The following is a 16,277-nucleotide window of genomic DNA, read 5'->3' as shown; positions in this document are numbered from 1 at the left end:
CTGTTATTTTTTGACCATTAGCTTTTTAATAGCGGCATTTAAGCCGTCAAGGGTAAATTCATACATAGGAAAAACATCTTTAAGCAATGAAATTGTCCGGGCTCCCTCAACATCCCCCCAGTACTGTCCGGGTATCGGGTTGAGCCAGACGCAATGCTCAAAATGTCCGGCCAATCTCTGCATCCAGGCCAAACCGGGTTCCTCGTTTTGCGCCCACCAGTCCAAAGCCCCGTAAGGCATTAACAACTCGCCCGTCCCCATACTGGCATCACCTACAATTATGAGTCTGTAATCCGGCCCATACTTACCCAACCAATCATATGTGTCTAATGAATTTCGCCTTAAACAAAACGGATCATTAAAAATAAGCTCATATACGCAGTTATGAAAATAATAAAACTGCAGATCCCTAAAATGAGTGGATTTATTAGCTGCGTTAAAAAGCAGGCTGCACAGGCGCTGGTATGGATTCATTGAACCACCTGAATCGATTAGGATCAGCAGCTTAACATTGTTTTTGCGTCCCCTTGTCCAAACCAGTTCCAGCATACCCGCGTTTTTGCCGGTTGCGTCAACCGTGGCATCAATATCCAGCAAATCTCTTGCGCCATCCACAGCGGTACTCAATAGCCTTAGTTTCCTCAAAGCCAGTTCAAACTGGCGGGTGCTCAGTGTCTCATCGGCCCGAAAATCCCTAAAGGCCCTCTGCGCAGCCACTTTGACCGCGGACCGGTTAACCGATTCCCCTCCTATGCGCACCCCGGCGGGGTGATAGCCGGAATGACCAAAGGGAGATGTGCCTCCGGTACCGATCCAGTGAGAGCCCCCATGGTGCTGCTCATGTTGTTCCAGCAGCCGCTCTTCAAGCTTCTTCCTAAGTTCTTCCAGACTCCAATCATCATCCGGATTTTTTTCACCGTCCGCCATTTTCAATGGCGGCAAAGCATTTTCCAGCCAATTCAGCACCTCTTCAGTTATCTCCGGCGGTGTTTCAATACCTTCGAAGCAACGTAAAAAAGCACGGTCAAAGGCATCATATCTGCTTTCACTTTTGACTAAAACCGAGCGTGCCAGGTAATAGAAGCCGGTTAAACTGTTTTTAGCCAGTCCCAGCTTTAATGACTGCATCAGGGTTAGCCATTCCACGATGGTAATATCCAAACCTTCTGCGCGCAACGTATAATAGAAGTTAACAAACATTAATTATCCCCGCCAATATCCGACCCGTGCATTAGTTGCCCCTCCGCCGTATTTTCGCTTTAGCAGAGCCATATCATGATCCTTTTTTAGCAATAGCCCGGGCAGGGGCAACTCCCTCTCGATCAGTTCAGGCTCAATTCCTCCGATAGCCAGGGCTCGCACCCAATCCAGCAGTTCACTGGTGCTTGGTTTCTTCTGCAGGCCCGGCAGCGTCCTAATCTTGTAAAAGCCGTTAATTGCATACTGAACCAGTTTATTGTCCAAATCGGGATAATGAACTTTAATTATTTCTTTCATCATATTTTCATCCGGAAAGGCAATATAGTGAAAAATACATCTGCGCAGGAAAGCATCGGGCAATTCTTTTTCAGCATTACTGGTAATTATAACTATGGGGCGGTGTTTGGCAGTAATCGTTTCACCTGTCTCCGGAATATAGAAATTCATCTGGTCAAGTTCCCAGAGCAAATCATTGGGAAATTCTATATCAGCTTTATCAATTTCGTCAATCAGCAAGATGGCCCGTTCCTCGAAATCAAAGGCTTCGCCAAGCCTACCCAACTTGATATACCGCTTGATATCCCGGACATCGCCTTCACCAAACTGGCTGTCGTAAAGCCTTTGTACAGTATCATACATATATAGACCGTCTTGCGCTTTGGTAGTTGACTTGATATTCCAGATAATTAATTTCATTTTCAGGTTATCAGCAATACTTTGTGCCAGCATGGTCTTACCAGTGCCCGGTTCACCTTTGATCAACAGCGGTCTGTTTAATGCCGCCGATACGTTTACAGCATTAATCAATTCTGAAGAAGCGATGTATTTTGCCGATCCCTGGTAATGATAATTTATGTTCATAATACCTCCGCAAAAAGCATTCAGTTATTAGCATAGTTCAATTATACCATGTCTAAGAACATATGTAACTCTAATCGATATATTATTCAGATAATAAGCTGATTATATGCTGAGGAATTCAGAATTTAGAATATTTCGGGATGGTTAAACCGTTTCATTCTGACTACTGACTCCTGTCTCCTGACTCCTGATCATTTACAATATAATTGCCCCGCGGCAGGAATTTAAAAAGTTGGTAAGAATACTGTATTAAAAAAACAACAAGGAGGTATTTGTTCTTGAGCTTTACAGCGCTGGTTCTGGAAAAGAAAGATAACAAAGGCTATATCAAACTTAACCGCCCACATTTTAACGCCCTAAATCTGGAACTGGCTAATGATTTAATTCAGGCGCTGGAAAATTGTTGTGAGGATGAAAACGTAAAAGTTTTGCTGATAACGGGATTAAACCAGGGTTTTTGTTCCGGCGGCGATTTGGAGGCTGCTTTGGAAACGGAAAATTCGGATCCCTCTGATTATTGGAAACACTTAACTCGCCGGCTGAACCGTATTATCGTTGATATAAGATATGTGCGTAAACCGGTTATTGCCGCCATCAATGGACCGGTAGCAGGTGCCGGCATGAGCATCATGGCCGCCTGCGACCTGCGCATTGCCAGCCGCAGCTCAATTTTCAAGCAGGCCTGGACCAGTATCGGCCTGGTGCCTGATGGCGCCTGGACCCTGTTTGTACCTCTGCTGGTAGGCTTTGGCCGGGCCAGCGAGCTGGCCTTCATGGACCCGGTATTAACAGCTGAGCAAGCGCAGCAAATGGGCTTGATTAACGTTGTTGCGGAAGACGAAGCTTTTACAGAAGAAGTTGAACGTCTGGCTGAAAGCTTGAAAGCAGGTGCGTCCGAAGCATATGCCCGGGCCAAAGAATTGTTGAATGATTCAATGCTATCCATTCTGGAAGCCCAATTAAGCCGGGAGCGCCGGGAAATAGTTACTGCGGCACTGACCAGCGATTATAAGGAAGGAATGCATGCCTTCCTGGAAAAACGCTCCCCTAAGTTTCATGGGAAATAAAAAAATGCCCTCTCACCTTAATTGGCGAGAGGGCATTTTTTATTCTTTAATGCAGGAAGAATGAATGGGCCGCGTTGTTGATTACTTCCGAAAGCGGGCCGGGGTAAACCCCTATTACCAGGGTAACCACCATGGCTAAAATTAAGGTTACCGCCACCGGGCTGGGTAATTTTATCGGAGTCGGGTCCAGCGGCTCGTCCCGGTACATAACCAGGGCCACGCGCAAGTAGTAATACACCGACACCATACTCATAATCAGCCCGATAAAGGCCAGCCAGAGATAGCCGTCCACGATGGTCTTGAACAAATAGAATTTGCCCACAAAACCAGCCAGCGGAGGAATACCGGCCATGCTCAGCAGCGCTACCAGCATTACCGCTGCCATCAGAGGCGAGCGCTGGCTCAAACCGGCATAATCCTTCAACTCATCGCTGCCGGTAACATTGTAAAAGTACCCCGCCACGGTGAAAGCTCCAACAGTAGCGAACACATACAGAAACGCATAGAACATAACACCTTTAATTCCCGCCTCACTGGCAGTAACTAAACCAACCATGATATAGCCGGCCTGAGCGATACTGGAATAAGCCAGCAGTCTTTTCACATTGGTCTGGGGAATAGCTACCAGGTTCCCCACGATCATAGTCACTGCCGCCAGGATCGCCACTACCATGGCCCAGTTGGCCCAGATACCCGGCAGGCCGGTTACAAACAGCCTCAGCAGCACTGCGAAGGATGCTGCTTTTGAGCCCATGGCCAGGAAGGAGGTTACCGGAGTCGGCGCTCCTTCGTAAACATCGGGTGACCACATGTGGAAGGGAACCGCGGAAATTTTAAAGCCAAGTCCGGCAATTAGGAATACAACTGCAAGTATCAGCGCGGGCGTTAATGGCTGCATGGCAATTACCTGGCTGACATCCAGCATAATTACACTGCCGGTCAGGCCGTACAGCAGGCTCATACCATATAGAAGCACTGCTGAGCTCATTCCCGCCAGCAGCACATACTTCATGCCCGCTTCCACTGATTTGGCTTCCGTTTTACGGAAACAAACCAGAATAATAAACGCAATGGTCATCAGTTCGAGACCAAGGTACAGGGTGATAAAGTCACCGGCTGAGGCCATAACCATCATGCCCAGCGCGGCAAAAACCGTCATACTATAGTACTCAGCCTGATTCCCCATATCATCAACATAGCGCATGCTGCCCAGTACAACCAGGACTGCCGCCACCAGGAAGGTAATTTTCCAGAACAGGGCATAATTGTCCACCAGGTACATACCGCCAATTAAAGCACGGCTGTCGCCCCACAGGGAAATAGCCACACCAAGTATGCCCAGCAGTCCGAACAAGGTCAGCCAGCCCAGGCCGTGCTTGGAACCTTTCGGCACAATCAGCCCCAGAATCAGAATACCAAGTCCAAGGGCAGCCACCAGCATTTCCAGGGTTAAAGCAGAAGGATCAAATGGCATTTAGAAACTCCCCCCTAACTGAAGCACGTCGCTTATTGCCGCATGCAGGGGCACGACGCCGCTATTAATCATATCGAATAACAGGGAGGGGAGGAATCCCCCGACTACCAGCACGGTACCCAGCACCACGAGAGGCACCAGTTCCGGACCTTTAATGTCCTGTAGATGGTCATATTCCGGACGCGGTGGTCCAAACAGCGTGTTGGCACCGGCACGCAACACATAGAGAGCTGTAATGATAATACCTGCAATACCAACTACAGCCAGTCCGCCAAAATTGTTAAAGGCGGAGATAAAGATAGTGAACTCCGGGATAAAACTGACCAGGCCGGGCAATCCCAGCGAAGCCATAGCGGCCAGCATGAATCCCGCGGCAAGGCGTGGTGTTTGCCTGGCCAGACCTCCCATATCCGGAATCCAACGGGTATGAGTCTTTTCGTAAATAAAGCCGATCATAGAGAAGAACAGGGCCGCCATTACACCGTGGGCAAACATGTTGGCCACGGCACCGTTAAGCCCGATAACGTCCATACAGGCGACAGCCAGGATCACATACCCCATGTGGCTGACGCTGGAATAACCAACAACGTATTTCAGGTCCTTTTGGGCCAGAGCGCCCATGGCAGCATAGGCCACCCCGATTACGCCGAACACCGCCATATAAGGAGCCCAGAATTTAGCGCCAAGCGGCAGCATGTACAACGCTATTTTAACCAAACCGTAACCGCCGATCTTTTTCAAAACACCGGCGTGAATCATACTAACGGCTGTGGGAGCGCCGGCGTAGCCGTCAGGTGACCAGGAGTGGAACGGCCACATTGAAATCAGTGAACCAAAGCCCAACAGCATCAGCGCAAACAGCCAGATTTGATCAAAGGGCGACAACTGCTGCGCCGCCGCGGCCAGCCCGGTAAAGCTCATATCCGGAGCCCCGGTAATGGCTGTTGTTTTAACGAACAGCGCGATTACGCCAACCAGCAGGAACGCACTACCGATAAGCAGGTAGATGGTCAGCTTCATACCGGCGTATTCTTTAGTCACCCGCTTGGAGCTGCCCCAGATTACCACCATGATGTAAATGGGGATAACCACAACTTCATAGAACAGCAGGAAGATAAACAGGTCGTGGGCGATAAATGTGCCCATAACCCCGGTGATTAACAGCAGCAGCAGAATAAAGAATTCTCTGGGACGGTTGTTTACGTTCCAGGAGGCAAATATCGCTGAAAAACCAATCAAGTTGGTTAAAAGCAGCATGGGCAGGCTGATGCCGTCGGCAGCCAGGAAAAATGTCACGCCCAGGTCCTTAATCCAGGGCATATCATTGCCAAAGGCAAACTGCAGCCCGCCTACCGCCTGATTATAGGTAAAGTAGGCAAACAGGCTCAGCGCCAGCGATACAAATGTTCCCACCGCGGCAATACACCTGATCAGCGTATGCTCTTCCTTGGGCACAAAAGCAAGTATCAATGCCGCAGCCACCGGAGCCAGCAGTATGGTTAACAGGATTGGAAAATCCATTACTTAACACCTCCCAGAACCAGGCCGGCGGCAGTGGACGAGCCGCTAAACGCCATTAGTACGGCAACAGCCAAAACACCCAGGAAGAAAACCAGCACATAGTTTTGCAGCCGGCCGGACTGGAACACCCGCAGTCCGTCGCCGGACAGTCTGGCAAAGGCACCGATGCTATTGACTATGCCGTCAACTACGTAAATATCGAACAGATAGAACAGCTTGGCGGTTCCATCGACCAGAGCGTGGTTGAACCACAGGTATAGTTCGTCAATATAGTACTTATTGTAAAGCATCCGGTATACCGGGCCGAACCATTCAGCCATTTTCCTGGCGCGCTTCTTCTTGGCGTCTTTTAGGTACAGGGTATAGGCCAGGAGGATACCGGCACCGGCCAATACGATAGACAGCAGCATGGCTCCGTAATTGGGTGCTCCCTCGTGGGCATGCCCGAACCGGATCCACTCACCCCAAACGTTGTGCCACGGGGTTCCCAGCAAACCGACAAAACAAGCGCCAACGGCCAATACCAGCAGGGGCACGGTCATGGTCCAATGCGACTCCTTAGGATGATTAGCCGGGTTCTCTTCACCGAAGAAAGCCAGGAAAATCATGCGCCACATATAAAAGGCGGTCAGGAACGCGGTAAACGCAGCCATGGCAAACAGTACGTAATGCCCGGTACTTAGAGCGGAGACAAGAATTTCGTCTTTACTCCAGAAGCCCGCAAAGGGCGGAATACCGGCAATGGCCAAGCCGCCGATCACAAAGGTCCAGGCAGTGATGGGCATTTTCTTAACCAGACCGCCCATTTCCCAAACGTCCGCCTTATGGTGCAGTGCGGTGAGTACACTACCGGCGCCAAGGAACATCAGGGCTTTAAAGAACGCGTGCGTCCACAGGTGGAACATACTGGCGCTCAAACTGCCGACGCCCAGGGCCAGCATCATATAACCCAGCTGGCTGACGGTGGAATAGGCCAGAATCTTTTTAATCTCCCTCTGCGTTATGGCAACGGTAGCGGCAAATAAAGCAGTAAAGCCGCCTGTCACAGCCACCAGCTGCATAGCTGACGGCACTTCATGGAACAGGAACATGGTGCGGCCTACCAGGTAAACACCCGCGACAACCATGGTGGCGGCGTGGATCAGGGCGCTGACCGGTGTAGGGCCTTCCATAGCATCAGGCAGCCACACATGCAGCGGAAACTGGCCTGATTTTCCGATCGGGCCGATAAACACCAGCACCGCGATTAATGTAAGCATGCCAAAAGTGGTGTACTGTTCAAAATGCTCAATTTTACCGGCAAGCTCGGTTAAATTCAAGGTGCCAAATACAATTTGCAGGGAAAGCAAGCCGAGCAACAGCCCGAAGTCTGCCACACGACAGGTGACAAAGGCTTTTTTGGCCGCCTCCCTGGCTGATATTTTATGCGTATAGAACCCGATCAGCAGGTAAGAACACAGACCCACTAATTCCCAGGCCACAAACATCTGCAGCAGGTTGCTGGAAAGCACCAGCAGGAGCATGGAAGCTCCAAACAAAGACAGATAGGAGAAGAAAACCGAATAACCGGGGTCACCCTTCATGTAACCCACTGAATATAGGAAGATAAACGTGGCTATAAACGACACCATAAACAGCATCATGGCCGATACGGGGTCAAGCTGCACCCCAACGTCTATCCGTAAGTCAGGCATTCCGGGCAAGCCCAGGGAAAACCAGCGTGTTGCATAAACCAGCGGTTTTTCAATATATTCATGATTGGTAAAAATCCCGATCGCCGCCAGAGTGGCAAAGAAGCAGGCAGTCGCCATGGAACCCACCGCGACAATAGCACTTAATAATTGCCATGGCCGGGTTAGGAACACTATAACCACAAAGGCAAGGGCGGGAAGGAGCGGCACCAACCATGCATGCTGCATTGCAAATTCAACAAGCATTATCTAAAGCACCTACCTTCACTATTGAAAATCCTACCATTTTAGCCAGTCGAAATCGTCAAGATTTACAGACAGCCTATTGCGGTAGATGGCGATGATGATGGCCAATCCTATCCCCACTTCGGCAGCGGCCACAGTAATGACAAAAATGGAGAAAATCTGTCCGACGAAGTCGGCCGGTGTAATATATTTACTGAAGGCCACCAGGTTGATATTCACCGCATTGAGCATTAGTTCAATACAAATCAGAACAGCCACGGCGTTTCTTTTGGTCAGTACTCCGAATAGGCCGATACTAAAGAGGAGAGCTGAAAGCACCACATAATGCGTCAGACTAATCGCCAACATTGGCCTTCACCTCCTCATCCCTGGCTATAACAATGGCGCCGATTAAAGCTACCAGCAGCAGCAGCGCGGCTACTTCAAAAGGAATCACGTATTTGCTCAGCAGAAGTTCCCCGATTGCCTGAACGGTGTTGGCCGGAACTTCTCCCGCCGCAACCAAATCGGTCCAGGCGGTGCGGCCGGCAAACACAGCACACATGGCCACAACCAAAGCCACCAGGCCGGCCCCGGCAAAAGTCTGCCGGTTAAACAGGTTGGTTGCCTTCATGTCTGCCCGCTGAATCAACATGATACCGAAAACCACCATAATACAGACCGCGCCTGCGTATACCAGCACCTGCACAGCGGCAAGGAAATCGGCATCCAACAATAAAAACAGTCCGCCCATGGCAATAAAGGTAACTGCTAAAAACAAAACTGAGTGTACAATGTTGCGCGCAAATATCACCAAAGTGGCATTACCCAATATAGTTATGGCCAGGCCGTAAAAAGCGATTACACTGTAGATACTAGTTTCCATCTGTTACTGACCCTCCTTATCGGAAGCCTTGCCGGCGGCAACCTCGGGCTGGGCTGCGGGTTCAGCTGGCTTTTGGGCCTTTGCTTTGGGCTTCGGCTTGGGTTTTTCTTTATCCCCGGCCTTGGCCGCCGGTTCTTCCTCTTCCAACGGCTCAGCAGGCGCCTCCCTCTTGACCAACACCAGAGGGATATTCTTGTAGAAATACTGATTCATATTAAAGTCTTTGGAAAAATGCAGCGCATCTTTGTTGCAAGCTTCCACACAAAGACCGCAGAACAGGCAATACTGAACTTTCATTACATAATCAGTCATAAACTGTTTCTTGCCAACCTTTTGCTTTTGCAAGCTGATTACCTTGTTGGGACAGGCGTTGGCGCATAACCCGCAGGCAATGCATTTATCAACATCCAGGACAAACCTGCCGTGAAACCGTTCCGGAACCGTATGCTGCTCATCCGGGTATTGCACGGTAAGCTTGGGCGCCCAGAATTCCTTCCAGGTAATCTGCAGACCTTTGATTAACCCTTTTCCAAACATGTAATCACCACCCCATCGCCTGGTAAATTTTCATCCCTATACCGGTTATAAAGATGTTGGCCAGGGCAAGGGGTACCAATATCTTCCAGCTGAACCCCATGAGCTGGTCCACCCTGATGCGTGGATACGTCCAGCGCAGCTGCATTACTAAAAACATCAGGACATACATCTTCAGGAAAAACCATACCCAGGAAGGAATGAAGATCAGGCCGAAGGGAGCGTGCCAGCCGCCAAAGAAAAAAACGGTCGCCATGGCACAAATAACTAACATGTTCGCATATTCGGCCAGGAAGAACATGGCAAATGCCATTCCGCCATACTCGGTGTATGGGCCGTTGATAATCTCCGACTCACCTTCCACCAAGTCAAAAGGACAGCGGTTGGTTTCCGCGACGGCGGCAATAAAATAAATGAGAAAAGCAATTGGTTGGGTAAAGATAAACCAGGTATGTTCCTGAGCTGCAATAATATCATTCATATTCAAACTACCGACAATCATAATCACGCCCAATATGCCCAACACTAACGGCAGTTCATAACTGACCATTTGAGCCACAACACGCATGGCGCCGATCAGGGAATATTTGCTGTTTGACGCCCAGCCGCCTATCCAGAAAATCAACGTGGACAGCGAAGCTATGGCCAACAGGTAAAATACCCCGATATTCATGTCTATGGCGGCCATGTTTTTTCCAAGAGGAATTACTGCAAAAACCATCAGCGTAGGCACAAAAATCAGCACGGGAGAAAGTAAAAACAATGCTAAATCCGCTTTTTTGGGTATAATTATCTCCTTACTGATTAATTTGCCAATATCAGCCGTGGTTTGCAAAAGTCCCTTGGGGCCGACCCGGTTGGGGCCAATACGGGCCTGCATGTAGGCGGCAACCTTGCGCTCCATGTAAACCAGCCACAGAGCGTTAACTAATATAAATACGAGGATAGCCACAAGCTTGACCAGCATCACGATGGCCTCGTTTATCTCCACGGGTGCGCCGAAACCACCGAGAAGAGCTCTAAGCCACTGGGCTACACCTACAAATAAATTTTCCAACATGCCTCTTCTCCCCTATGATCCCGTATTTGTTAACAGTCCACTTCACCAAGAACGATATCAATACTACTAAGAATAGCCACAACATCTGCCAGCAGGTAACCGCGCACCATTTCATCCAGATAACCCAGGTTGATAAATGACGGTCTCCTGACGTGCACACGGTAAGGCTTATTACTTCCATCGCTTACAACATAATACCCAATGATACCCTTGGAGCTTTCAATTTCATGGTAAGCTTCTCCTTTGGGCGGCTTTAAGACTTTGGGCACTTTGCCGATAACCGGACCGTCAACTTCCTTGATCTGCTCAATAGCCTGCTGAATAATCCGCACGGATTGCTCCATTTCCAGCATCCGGCATACGAACCGGTCAAAGCAGTCGCCATTTTCGCCCAGCGGTACTTCAAAGTCAAACCGGTCGTAGATACTGTAAGGTTTGGCTTTCCGCAGGTCGTAATTAACTCCGCTGCCTCTTAAAGTGGGTCCGCTCAGGCTATAGTTAATCGCAGTTTCAGGGGTTAGTTTACCAATAAACTTGGTCCGGGCCTGGAAAATTTCGTTCCCGGTAATTAATCCCTGATATTCTTCAATATAGCCGGGCATTTCGTCCATCAGCTTTTTAAGTTTGTCCAGCCAGCCCTCGGGCGCGTCGTCTGCAACACCGCCGATACGGGCATAACTCAGGGTCATCCTGGAACCGGTTAACTCTTCCAGCAAGTCCATCAATTTTTCCCGCTCCCGGAAACACAGCAGGAAACCGGTAAAGGCACCTATATCCAGAGCGTTAATGCCAATACCGATCAAGTGACTGGTAAGGCGTGAAAGCTCGCCTGAAATTACTCTCAGGTACTCCGCCCGCTCCGGCACTTCTATATCCATTAATTTTTCCACAGCCTGCACATAACCCCAGTTCTGCAGCATTGCCGCCAGGTAGTCCATCCTGTCGGTATAAGGAATTACCTGGGTATAAGTGCGCGCCTCGGCCAGTTTTTCAATTCCCCGGTGCAAGTAGCCGCAAACCGGCTCACCTTTGACGATTCTTTCCCCATCCAGGGTAAGAATGATCTGAAAGACACCGTGGGTACTGGGGTGCTGTGGACCAAAGTTCAATAAATATTCTTGTGTCCTTAACATTTGCTACACCTCTTATCCCCCGTTTTGGTTACTCCCTGCCGCCTTCCCACTGGAAGTCTTTGCGCAGCGGGTGTCCTTCAAATTGATCGTCCAGCAATATGCGTTTAAGATTGGGATGCCCCGTAAAAACGATACCCAACAGGTCAAATATTTCTCTTTCCTGCCAGTTGGCCCCGCCCCAAACGGGGAATACGGAAGGCATTTCGGGATTATCCCTGTCGACGTCAGTTTTGACCGTCAGCGAGTAGCCATTTTCTATAGAATTGATGTTGTAAACTACTTGAAACTTATCTTCCTCGGGATAATCCACCGCTGTTTCGTTGGTTAAATAGTCCAGCGCAAATTCATCTTTTAAAGCTTGCATGAATTCCAGCAGCTTATCCATGGGAACAGTGACGGCCATCGCCTCGTCAACTGCAATGTAGCCGAATTTTTGTTTTATTTCGTCTACAGGCGCAATCTTTTCTTTAATCATTATCCCGTCACCGCCTTACCTTGGTTGAGGAGCCGTTCCCTTTTATCCAGGATCTTATCCTTCAACATTAGAAATGCTTCCAGTATCGCATCGGGCCTGGGTGGGCAGCCAGGTACATAAATATCAACGGGCACGACTTTATTAGCGCCGGGTATTACATAGTAAGAATCAACAAACGGGCCGCCGGAAATAGCGCAGCTGCCTACAGCAATACACCACTTGGGTTCGGACATTTGTTCCCACAGCCGGACCACGAAGGGCGCGGCTTTTTTGGTAATTGTGCCGGCTACCACCATCACGTCGGCCTGGCGCGGTGTGCTGCGCATAACTTCGTAACCAAAACGAGACAGGTCATAGCGGGGACCGTTGGCGCCCATCAGGGCCTCAATGGCGCAACAGGCCAAACCGAAGCCAAGCGGCCAAATGGAGTGGGCCCTGGCCAGATTCAATATTTTCTCCAAAGGTTCCGCGGAAACCACCCTTTTTATCTCATACATATTGTGATAATCCGGATTTGACCCGAAGTATTCGGGAGCCCAAATATCTTTGGTAACTGTTTCAATTTGTGTTTTCCCTTTGTTCACTTCCATTCCAACGCACCTTCCTTCCAGGCGTACCACAAGCCCACAATCAAAATGAAAATAAATATAATCATCTCGATAAACGCAAATAATCCCAGGCTCTGGAATTTAACTGCCCAGGGATAGAGGTAAATGGTTTCAACGTCGAAGATGACAAAAAGTAATGCATAAAGAAAATAACTGGTTCTAAATTGGACCCAGGTGGGGCCTTGCGTCGGCAAGCCGCATTCATACTCCTCCAGCTTGACCGGGTTATTTCGCCTGGGGTGAATTAAAAAAGAGGTTACAATTCCCCCTGCCCCAAAAACAAGTGCTACTGCTAAGAAGATAAATACACCCGCCCAGTCTGACACTTTTCTCCCCCCTTTCATAATAAACTTTTGAACCATAAAAACGCTGTTATATAAACCAAGGAGTTATCAAAAAAATCCGTCTTGTGAATTCGGGAACTCCCTGGCGCAAAAACCAATGTCTTACAGCTATAATATTTTGGTCATTTGAAAAAAAACTTATTGCATTAATCGACAAATGTCGCACATTTGACAGAATTATTTGCTATTTCCATGATAGGATTTTAAAATAAATTACCTTTTTTTGCATAATAATGTCGCAAGGTTATTAATTAACTGCTTAACGGGCGCAAAGTCACGCCGGTGAACGGGGCACGGCCCAAACTCCGAAAGAGCGGCCAGATGAAAGGCGGTGCCATATCCTTTGTGGCGATCAAAGCCATACTCGGGATACAGCAGGTGCAGAATTTCCATCAACCTGTCCCTGGTCACCTTGGCCACCACTGAAGCCGCAGCTATCGAGGGACACAATCCATCCCCCCCCACCACGGCCTTTTGAGCTATATTTGTATCCGGCAGCTCAAACTTACCGTCAACGAGTAAAAAGCCGGGTTTGATACCCAACCCGCCAACCGCACGCAGCATGGCCAACATAGACGCATGATGAATATTCAACATTTCAATTTCGCCTACCGTTGCTACGCCAACAGCCCAATCCAAGGCAACTTTTTTAATTTTGTTATCCAGCAATTCACGTTTAGCCGGAGTTAATCTCTTTGAATCGTCCAATTCTTCCAGCAATACCTCAGGCGGCAGTATAACAGCGGCAGCTACAACCGGCCCGGCCAGCGGACCCCGGCCGGCCTCGTCAACTCCGGCAACAATGCCACGACTGGAATCGGCAAGCCCTCGCTCATAACGCTGCATTTCCCTTTGGCGCTGCAGTAAAACAGCGTGTTTTTGCTGCAAAACCACATAGCGGTTGTATAAAGCCTTTACCGCGGACCTTTTATCAACCGCCATAGCTGACAGCAGTCCTTGAGCAGGAATACCGTCTTGCTCAAGTAATACTTTTATTTCCGATACGGTCAGAGAGCTAATATCCACACAATAACTCCGACATAAAAGCTAGACTTAAATTTTTTTCGCGACTTTATATTTTTTTCGCGATTATTGACCAAATCCCTGCCCGCATCAAAATATTTTTTCCGCAAACTGAAGGATACAAGGGTTTTTTGCTTACTATTCAGGCAAATCCAGGGTATAGTGCCCCAATTTGCCCTCCCTGAATTCCTTAATAATTAAAACCGCAGTCTTATGAGCATCAATCTTGCCCCCGGACAAGTAGAAACCCCTTTTGGCTCCGATGGCATGCATGGTTGCACCAACATCACCCGTCACAGCACCGGTTCCGTACCTGGCGTCAAGGGCACCAGGTGCCATCTCGGTGAGCCAGTTCACCAAACGGACACAAATATCCTGGGGATCATAAATCTGTTCCTTGATAGCTCCTGTTACAGCCAATTTAAAGGCTACTTCAGGGTCTTCAAATTTAGGCCAGAGAATACCCGGCGTATCCAGCAGTTCCAGGCTGTCCCCCAGTTTAATCCACTGCTCGCCCCGGGTGACCCCCGGACGGTTCCCCGTACGGGTGGCGCTCCTGCCTGCCAGACGGTTGATTAGCATCGATTTGCCCACATTGGGTATGCCCACCACCATACAGCGGGCAGATCTGGCCCGCCTTCCCTTATCCATATATTTTTGAATGGCGGGACGGGCCTGGTTTGCAGTTTTGTTGAGCATCTGTTTGATGCCCACGCCCCGCTGGGAGTCAACCGCCACCCCGGGCAGACCCAATTTTTCAAAGTACTTCAGCCACAGGGTTGTCTTTTCAGGATCTGCCAGGTCAGCTTTATTCAACACAACTACCCGGGGCATGTTCAATAATAGATCATTAATAACAGGGTTTCTGCTGCTGGCGGGAATTCTGGCGTCCAGTAGTTCTACTACCACATCAATAAGCTTTAGATTTTGCTGTATCTGCTTGCGCGTCTTGGTCATATGACCAGGGTACCATTGGATATCCATACCTTCACCGGTCCATATTTTAAGTAGCAGGAGTCAGGAGTCAGAATATAAAAACATAAACTATTGTATCAAAATACTTTTTCTGAATCACTGCCATTATTTTAACTTATTCGCTGCTCCGGCAGTTATGAGTTCTATTAAGGTTCAGTATTCATAATTACCCGAGGCAATTATTTTATTCTGACTTCTGACTACTGACTACTTTTTTTTAAAATAATCTAATGTGGTTAATGGGCCAATAAATCATAACCGCTTTTCCGATAATATTCTTTTGCGGCAGATTTCCCCAAACCCTGCTATCATCGCTGTTATTGCGGTTATCGCCCATCATAAAATAATTGTCTGCGGGCACCTGCGCCGGGCCGAAATCATCAAAACGCAAATCTTGCGGCAAATATTCCTCCGGAATCTGCTCCCCGTTGATAAACAATTTACTATCGCGGATCTCCAGTGTATTTCCAGGTGTACCAATCAACCTTTTGACAAAAATCCGCTCAGGATCGAAAGGTGGTCTAAACACCACAATATCCCCGCGACTGGGCTCACCAAAGTGATAGGCAAATTTGCTGACCATGATCCGGTCTCCAATTTGAATAGTGGGTTCCATGGAACCGGATGGAATGACAAATGGCTGAAAAACAAACATCCTGATAATTACAGCCAGCAAAACAGCAATGGCAATAGATTCAATAATCTCCATAAACGCCGACTTTTTTTTCTTTTCTCGCGGTTGCTCGTATCCCGGTTGGTCCATTTTCATCCCCTCGATCAATTGCTATTAAAAAGGGACTGTTTATACAGTCCCCCCATTACTTGCGAATGTCTTTAATCCGGGCAGCCTTACCACGCAGCTTACGCAGGTAATACAACCTGGCCCTGCGAACGCGCCCACGTCTTAACACTTCGATTTTATCAATCTTTGGCGAATGCAGCGGAAAAGTTCTTTCCACACCGACACCGTAAGATACCCTGCGGACGGTAAAGGTTTCACCAAGCCCGCCGCCGCGACGCCTGATTACTACCCCTTCAAAAACCTGAATTCTTTCCCGGTTGCCTTCTACGACTTTGACGTGAACTTTTACTGTATCTCCCGATTTAAACTGGGGTATATCTTCCTTGTACTGACCTTCTTCAACAACTTTAAGCAGATTCATATTCTGATAGCCTCCTTCCCCCTAAGGTGTTCATATC

The 16,277-nt window shown here is 48.7% G+C and carries 18 protein-coding genes; 1 reads left to right on the top strand and 17 read right to left on the bottom strand.

What is annotated here, in order from left to right:
• Positions 1-3: 3 nt before the first annotated feature.
• Positions 4-1,200 carry a vWA domain-containing protein gene (locus BM056_RS07790; protein ID WP_092470391.1) on the bottom strand — a complete coding sequence of 399 codons (1,197 nt, stop codon included), beginning with the start codon at positions 1,198-1,200 and terminating at the stop codon, positions 4-6.
• A gap of 3 nt (positions 1,201-1,203) precedes the next feature.
• Positions 1,204-2,061: an AAA family ATPase gene (locus BM056_RS07785; RefSeq protein ID WP_092470388.1), complete on the bottom strand. Its 858-nt coding sequence runs from the start codon at positions 2,059-2,061 to the stop codon at positions 1,204-1,206.
• A gap of 278 nt (positions 2,062-2,339) precedes the next feature.
• Here BM056_RS07785 and BM056_RS07780 point away from each other — a divergent pair, with 278 nt between their 5' ends.
• Positions 2,340-3,128 carry an enoyl-CoA hydratase/isomerase family protein gene (locus tag BM056_RS07780; protein WP_165613427.1) on the top strand — a complete coding sequence of 263 codons (789 nt, stop codon included), beginning with the start codon at positions 2,340-2,342 and terminating at the stop codon, positions 3,126-3,128.
• Between the two features lie 46 nt (positions 3,129-3,174).
• Here BM056_RS07780 and BM056_RS07775 read toward each other — a convergent pair whose 3' ends face one another.
• The 15 genes from BM056_RS07775 to rplS form a co-directional block, all read right to left on the bottom strand.
• A complete protein-coding gene (locus tag BM056_RS07775; protein WP_092470384.1) occupies positions 3,175-4,602 on the bottom strand; it encodes an NADH-quinone oxidoreductase subunit N in 1,428 nt (475 codons plus the stop codon).
• Positions 4,603-6,123: a complex I subunit 4 family protein gene (locus tag BM056_RS07770; protein ID WP_092470382.1), complete on the bottom strand. Its 1,521-nt coding sequence runs from the start codon at positions 6,121-6,123 to the stop codon at positions 4,603-4,605. It abuts the gene before it with no gap.
• A complete protein-coding gene (gene nuoL, locus BM056_RS07765; RefSeq protein ID WP_092470380.1) occupies positions 6,123-8,060 on the bottom strand; it encodes an NADH-quinone oxidoreductase subunit L in 1,938 nt (645 codons plus the stop codon). The genes BM056_RS07770 and nuoL overlap by 1 nt, the downstream gene beginning before the upstream one ends.
• A 33-nt stretch (positions 8,061-8,093) precedes the next feature.
• Entirely contained in the window at positions 8,094-8,408 is a 315-nt protein-coding gene (gene nuoK / locus BM056_RS07760) for an NADH-quinone oxidoreductase subunit NuoK (RefSeq protein WP_092470379.1), read from the bottom strand.
• Positions 8,395-8,925, bottom strand: coding sequence for an NADH-quinone oxidoreductase subunit J family protein (locus BM056_RS07755; RefSeq protein ID WP_092470377.1), 531 nt, complete (start codon positions 8,923-8,925; stop codon positions 8,395-8,397). Before BM056_RS07755 ends, nuoK begins: the two co-directional genes overlap by 14 nt.
• Before the next feature lie 3 nt (positions 8,926-8,928).
• Positions 8,929-9,462, bottom strand: coding sequence for a 4Fe-4S dicluster domain-containing protein (locus BM056_RS07750; RefSeq protein WP_092470375.1), 534 nt, complete (start codon positions 9,460-9,462; stop codon positions 8,929-8,931).
• Positions 9,463-9,466: 4 nt separating this feature from the next.
• Positions 9,467-10,519 (bottom strand): NADH-quinone oxidoreductase subunit NuoH, encoded by a 1,053-nt coding sequence (gene nuoH / locus BM056_RS07745; protein WP_092470373.1) that lies wholly within the window; start codon positions 10,517-10,519, stop codon positions 9,467-9,469.
• A 29-nt stretch (positions 10,520-10,548) separates the two neighbouring features.
• Complete coding sequence (locus BM056_RS07740; protein WP_092470371.1) at positions 10,549-11,652, bottom strand: NADH-quinone oxidoreductase subunit D; 1,104 nt, start codon at positions 11,650-11,652, stop codon at positions 10,549-10,551.
• 28 nt (positions 11,653-11,680) lie between these two features.
• Entirely contained in the window at positions 11,681-12,127 is a 447-nt protein-coding gene (locus tag BM056_RS07735) for an NADH-quinone oxidoreductase subunit C (protein ID WP_092470369.1), read from the bottom strand.
• A complete protein-coding gene (locus tag BM056_RS07730) occupies positions 12,127-12,717 on the bottom strand; it encodes an NADH-quinone oxidoreductase subunit B (protein ID WP_092470367.1) in 591 nt (196 codons plus the stop codon). Before BM056_RS07730 ends, BM056_RS07735 begins: the two co-directional genes overlap by 1 nt.
• A complete protein-coding gene (locus BM056_RS07725; protein ID WP_092470365.1) occupies positions 12,708-13,061 on the bottom strand; it encodes an NADH-quinone oxidoreductase subunit A in 354 nt (117 codons plus the stop codon). Before BM056_RS07725 ends, BM056_RS07730 begins: the two co-directional genes overlap by 10 nt.
• 231 nt (positions 13,062-13,292) lie before the next feature.
• A complete protein-coding gene (gene rnhB / locus BM056_RS07720) occupies positions 13,293-14,105 on the bottom strand; it encodes a ribonuclease HII (protein WP_092470363.1) in 813 nt (270 codons plus the stop codon).
• 135 nt (positions 14,106-14,240) lie between these two features.
• Positions 14,241-15,086 carry a ribosome biogenesis GTPase YlqF gene (ylqF, locus tag BM056_RS07715; RefSeq protein ID WP_092470361.1) on the bottom strand — a complete coding sequence of 282 codons (846 nt, stop codon included), beginning with the start codon at positions 15,084-15,086 and terminating at the stop codon, positions 14,241-14,243.
• A 208-nt stretch (positions 15,087-15,294) separates the two neighbouring features.
• Complete coding sequence (gene lepB, locus BM056_RS07710) at positions 15,295-15,840, bottom strand: signal peptidase I (RefSeq protein ID WP_092470359.1); 546 nt, start codon at positions 15,838-15,840, stop codon at positions 15,295-15,297.
• A 55-nt stretch (positions 15,841-15,895) separates the two neighbouring features.
• Positions 15,896-16,240, bottom strand: coding sequence for a 50S ribosomal protein L19 (gene rplS, locus BM056_RS07705; RefSeq protein WP_092470357.1), 345 nt, complete (start codon positions 16,238-16,240; stop codon positions 15,896-15,898).
• Positions 16,241-16,277: the final 37 nt, after the last annotated feature.

The sequence above is a fragment of the Desulfotruncus arcticus DSM 17038 genome (assembly GCF_900113335.1).
Lineage (GTDB): Bacteria > Bacillota > Desulfotomaculia > Desulfotomaculales > Desulfallaceae > Desulfotruncus > Desulfotruncus arcticus.
This window is presented reverse-complemented; position numbering and strand designations above follow the sequence as displayed.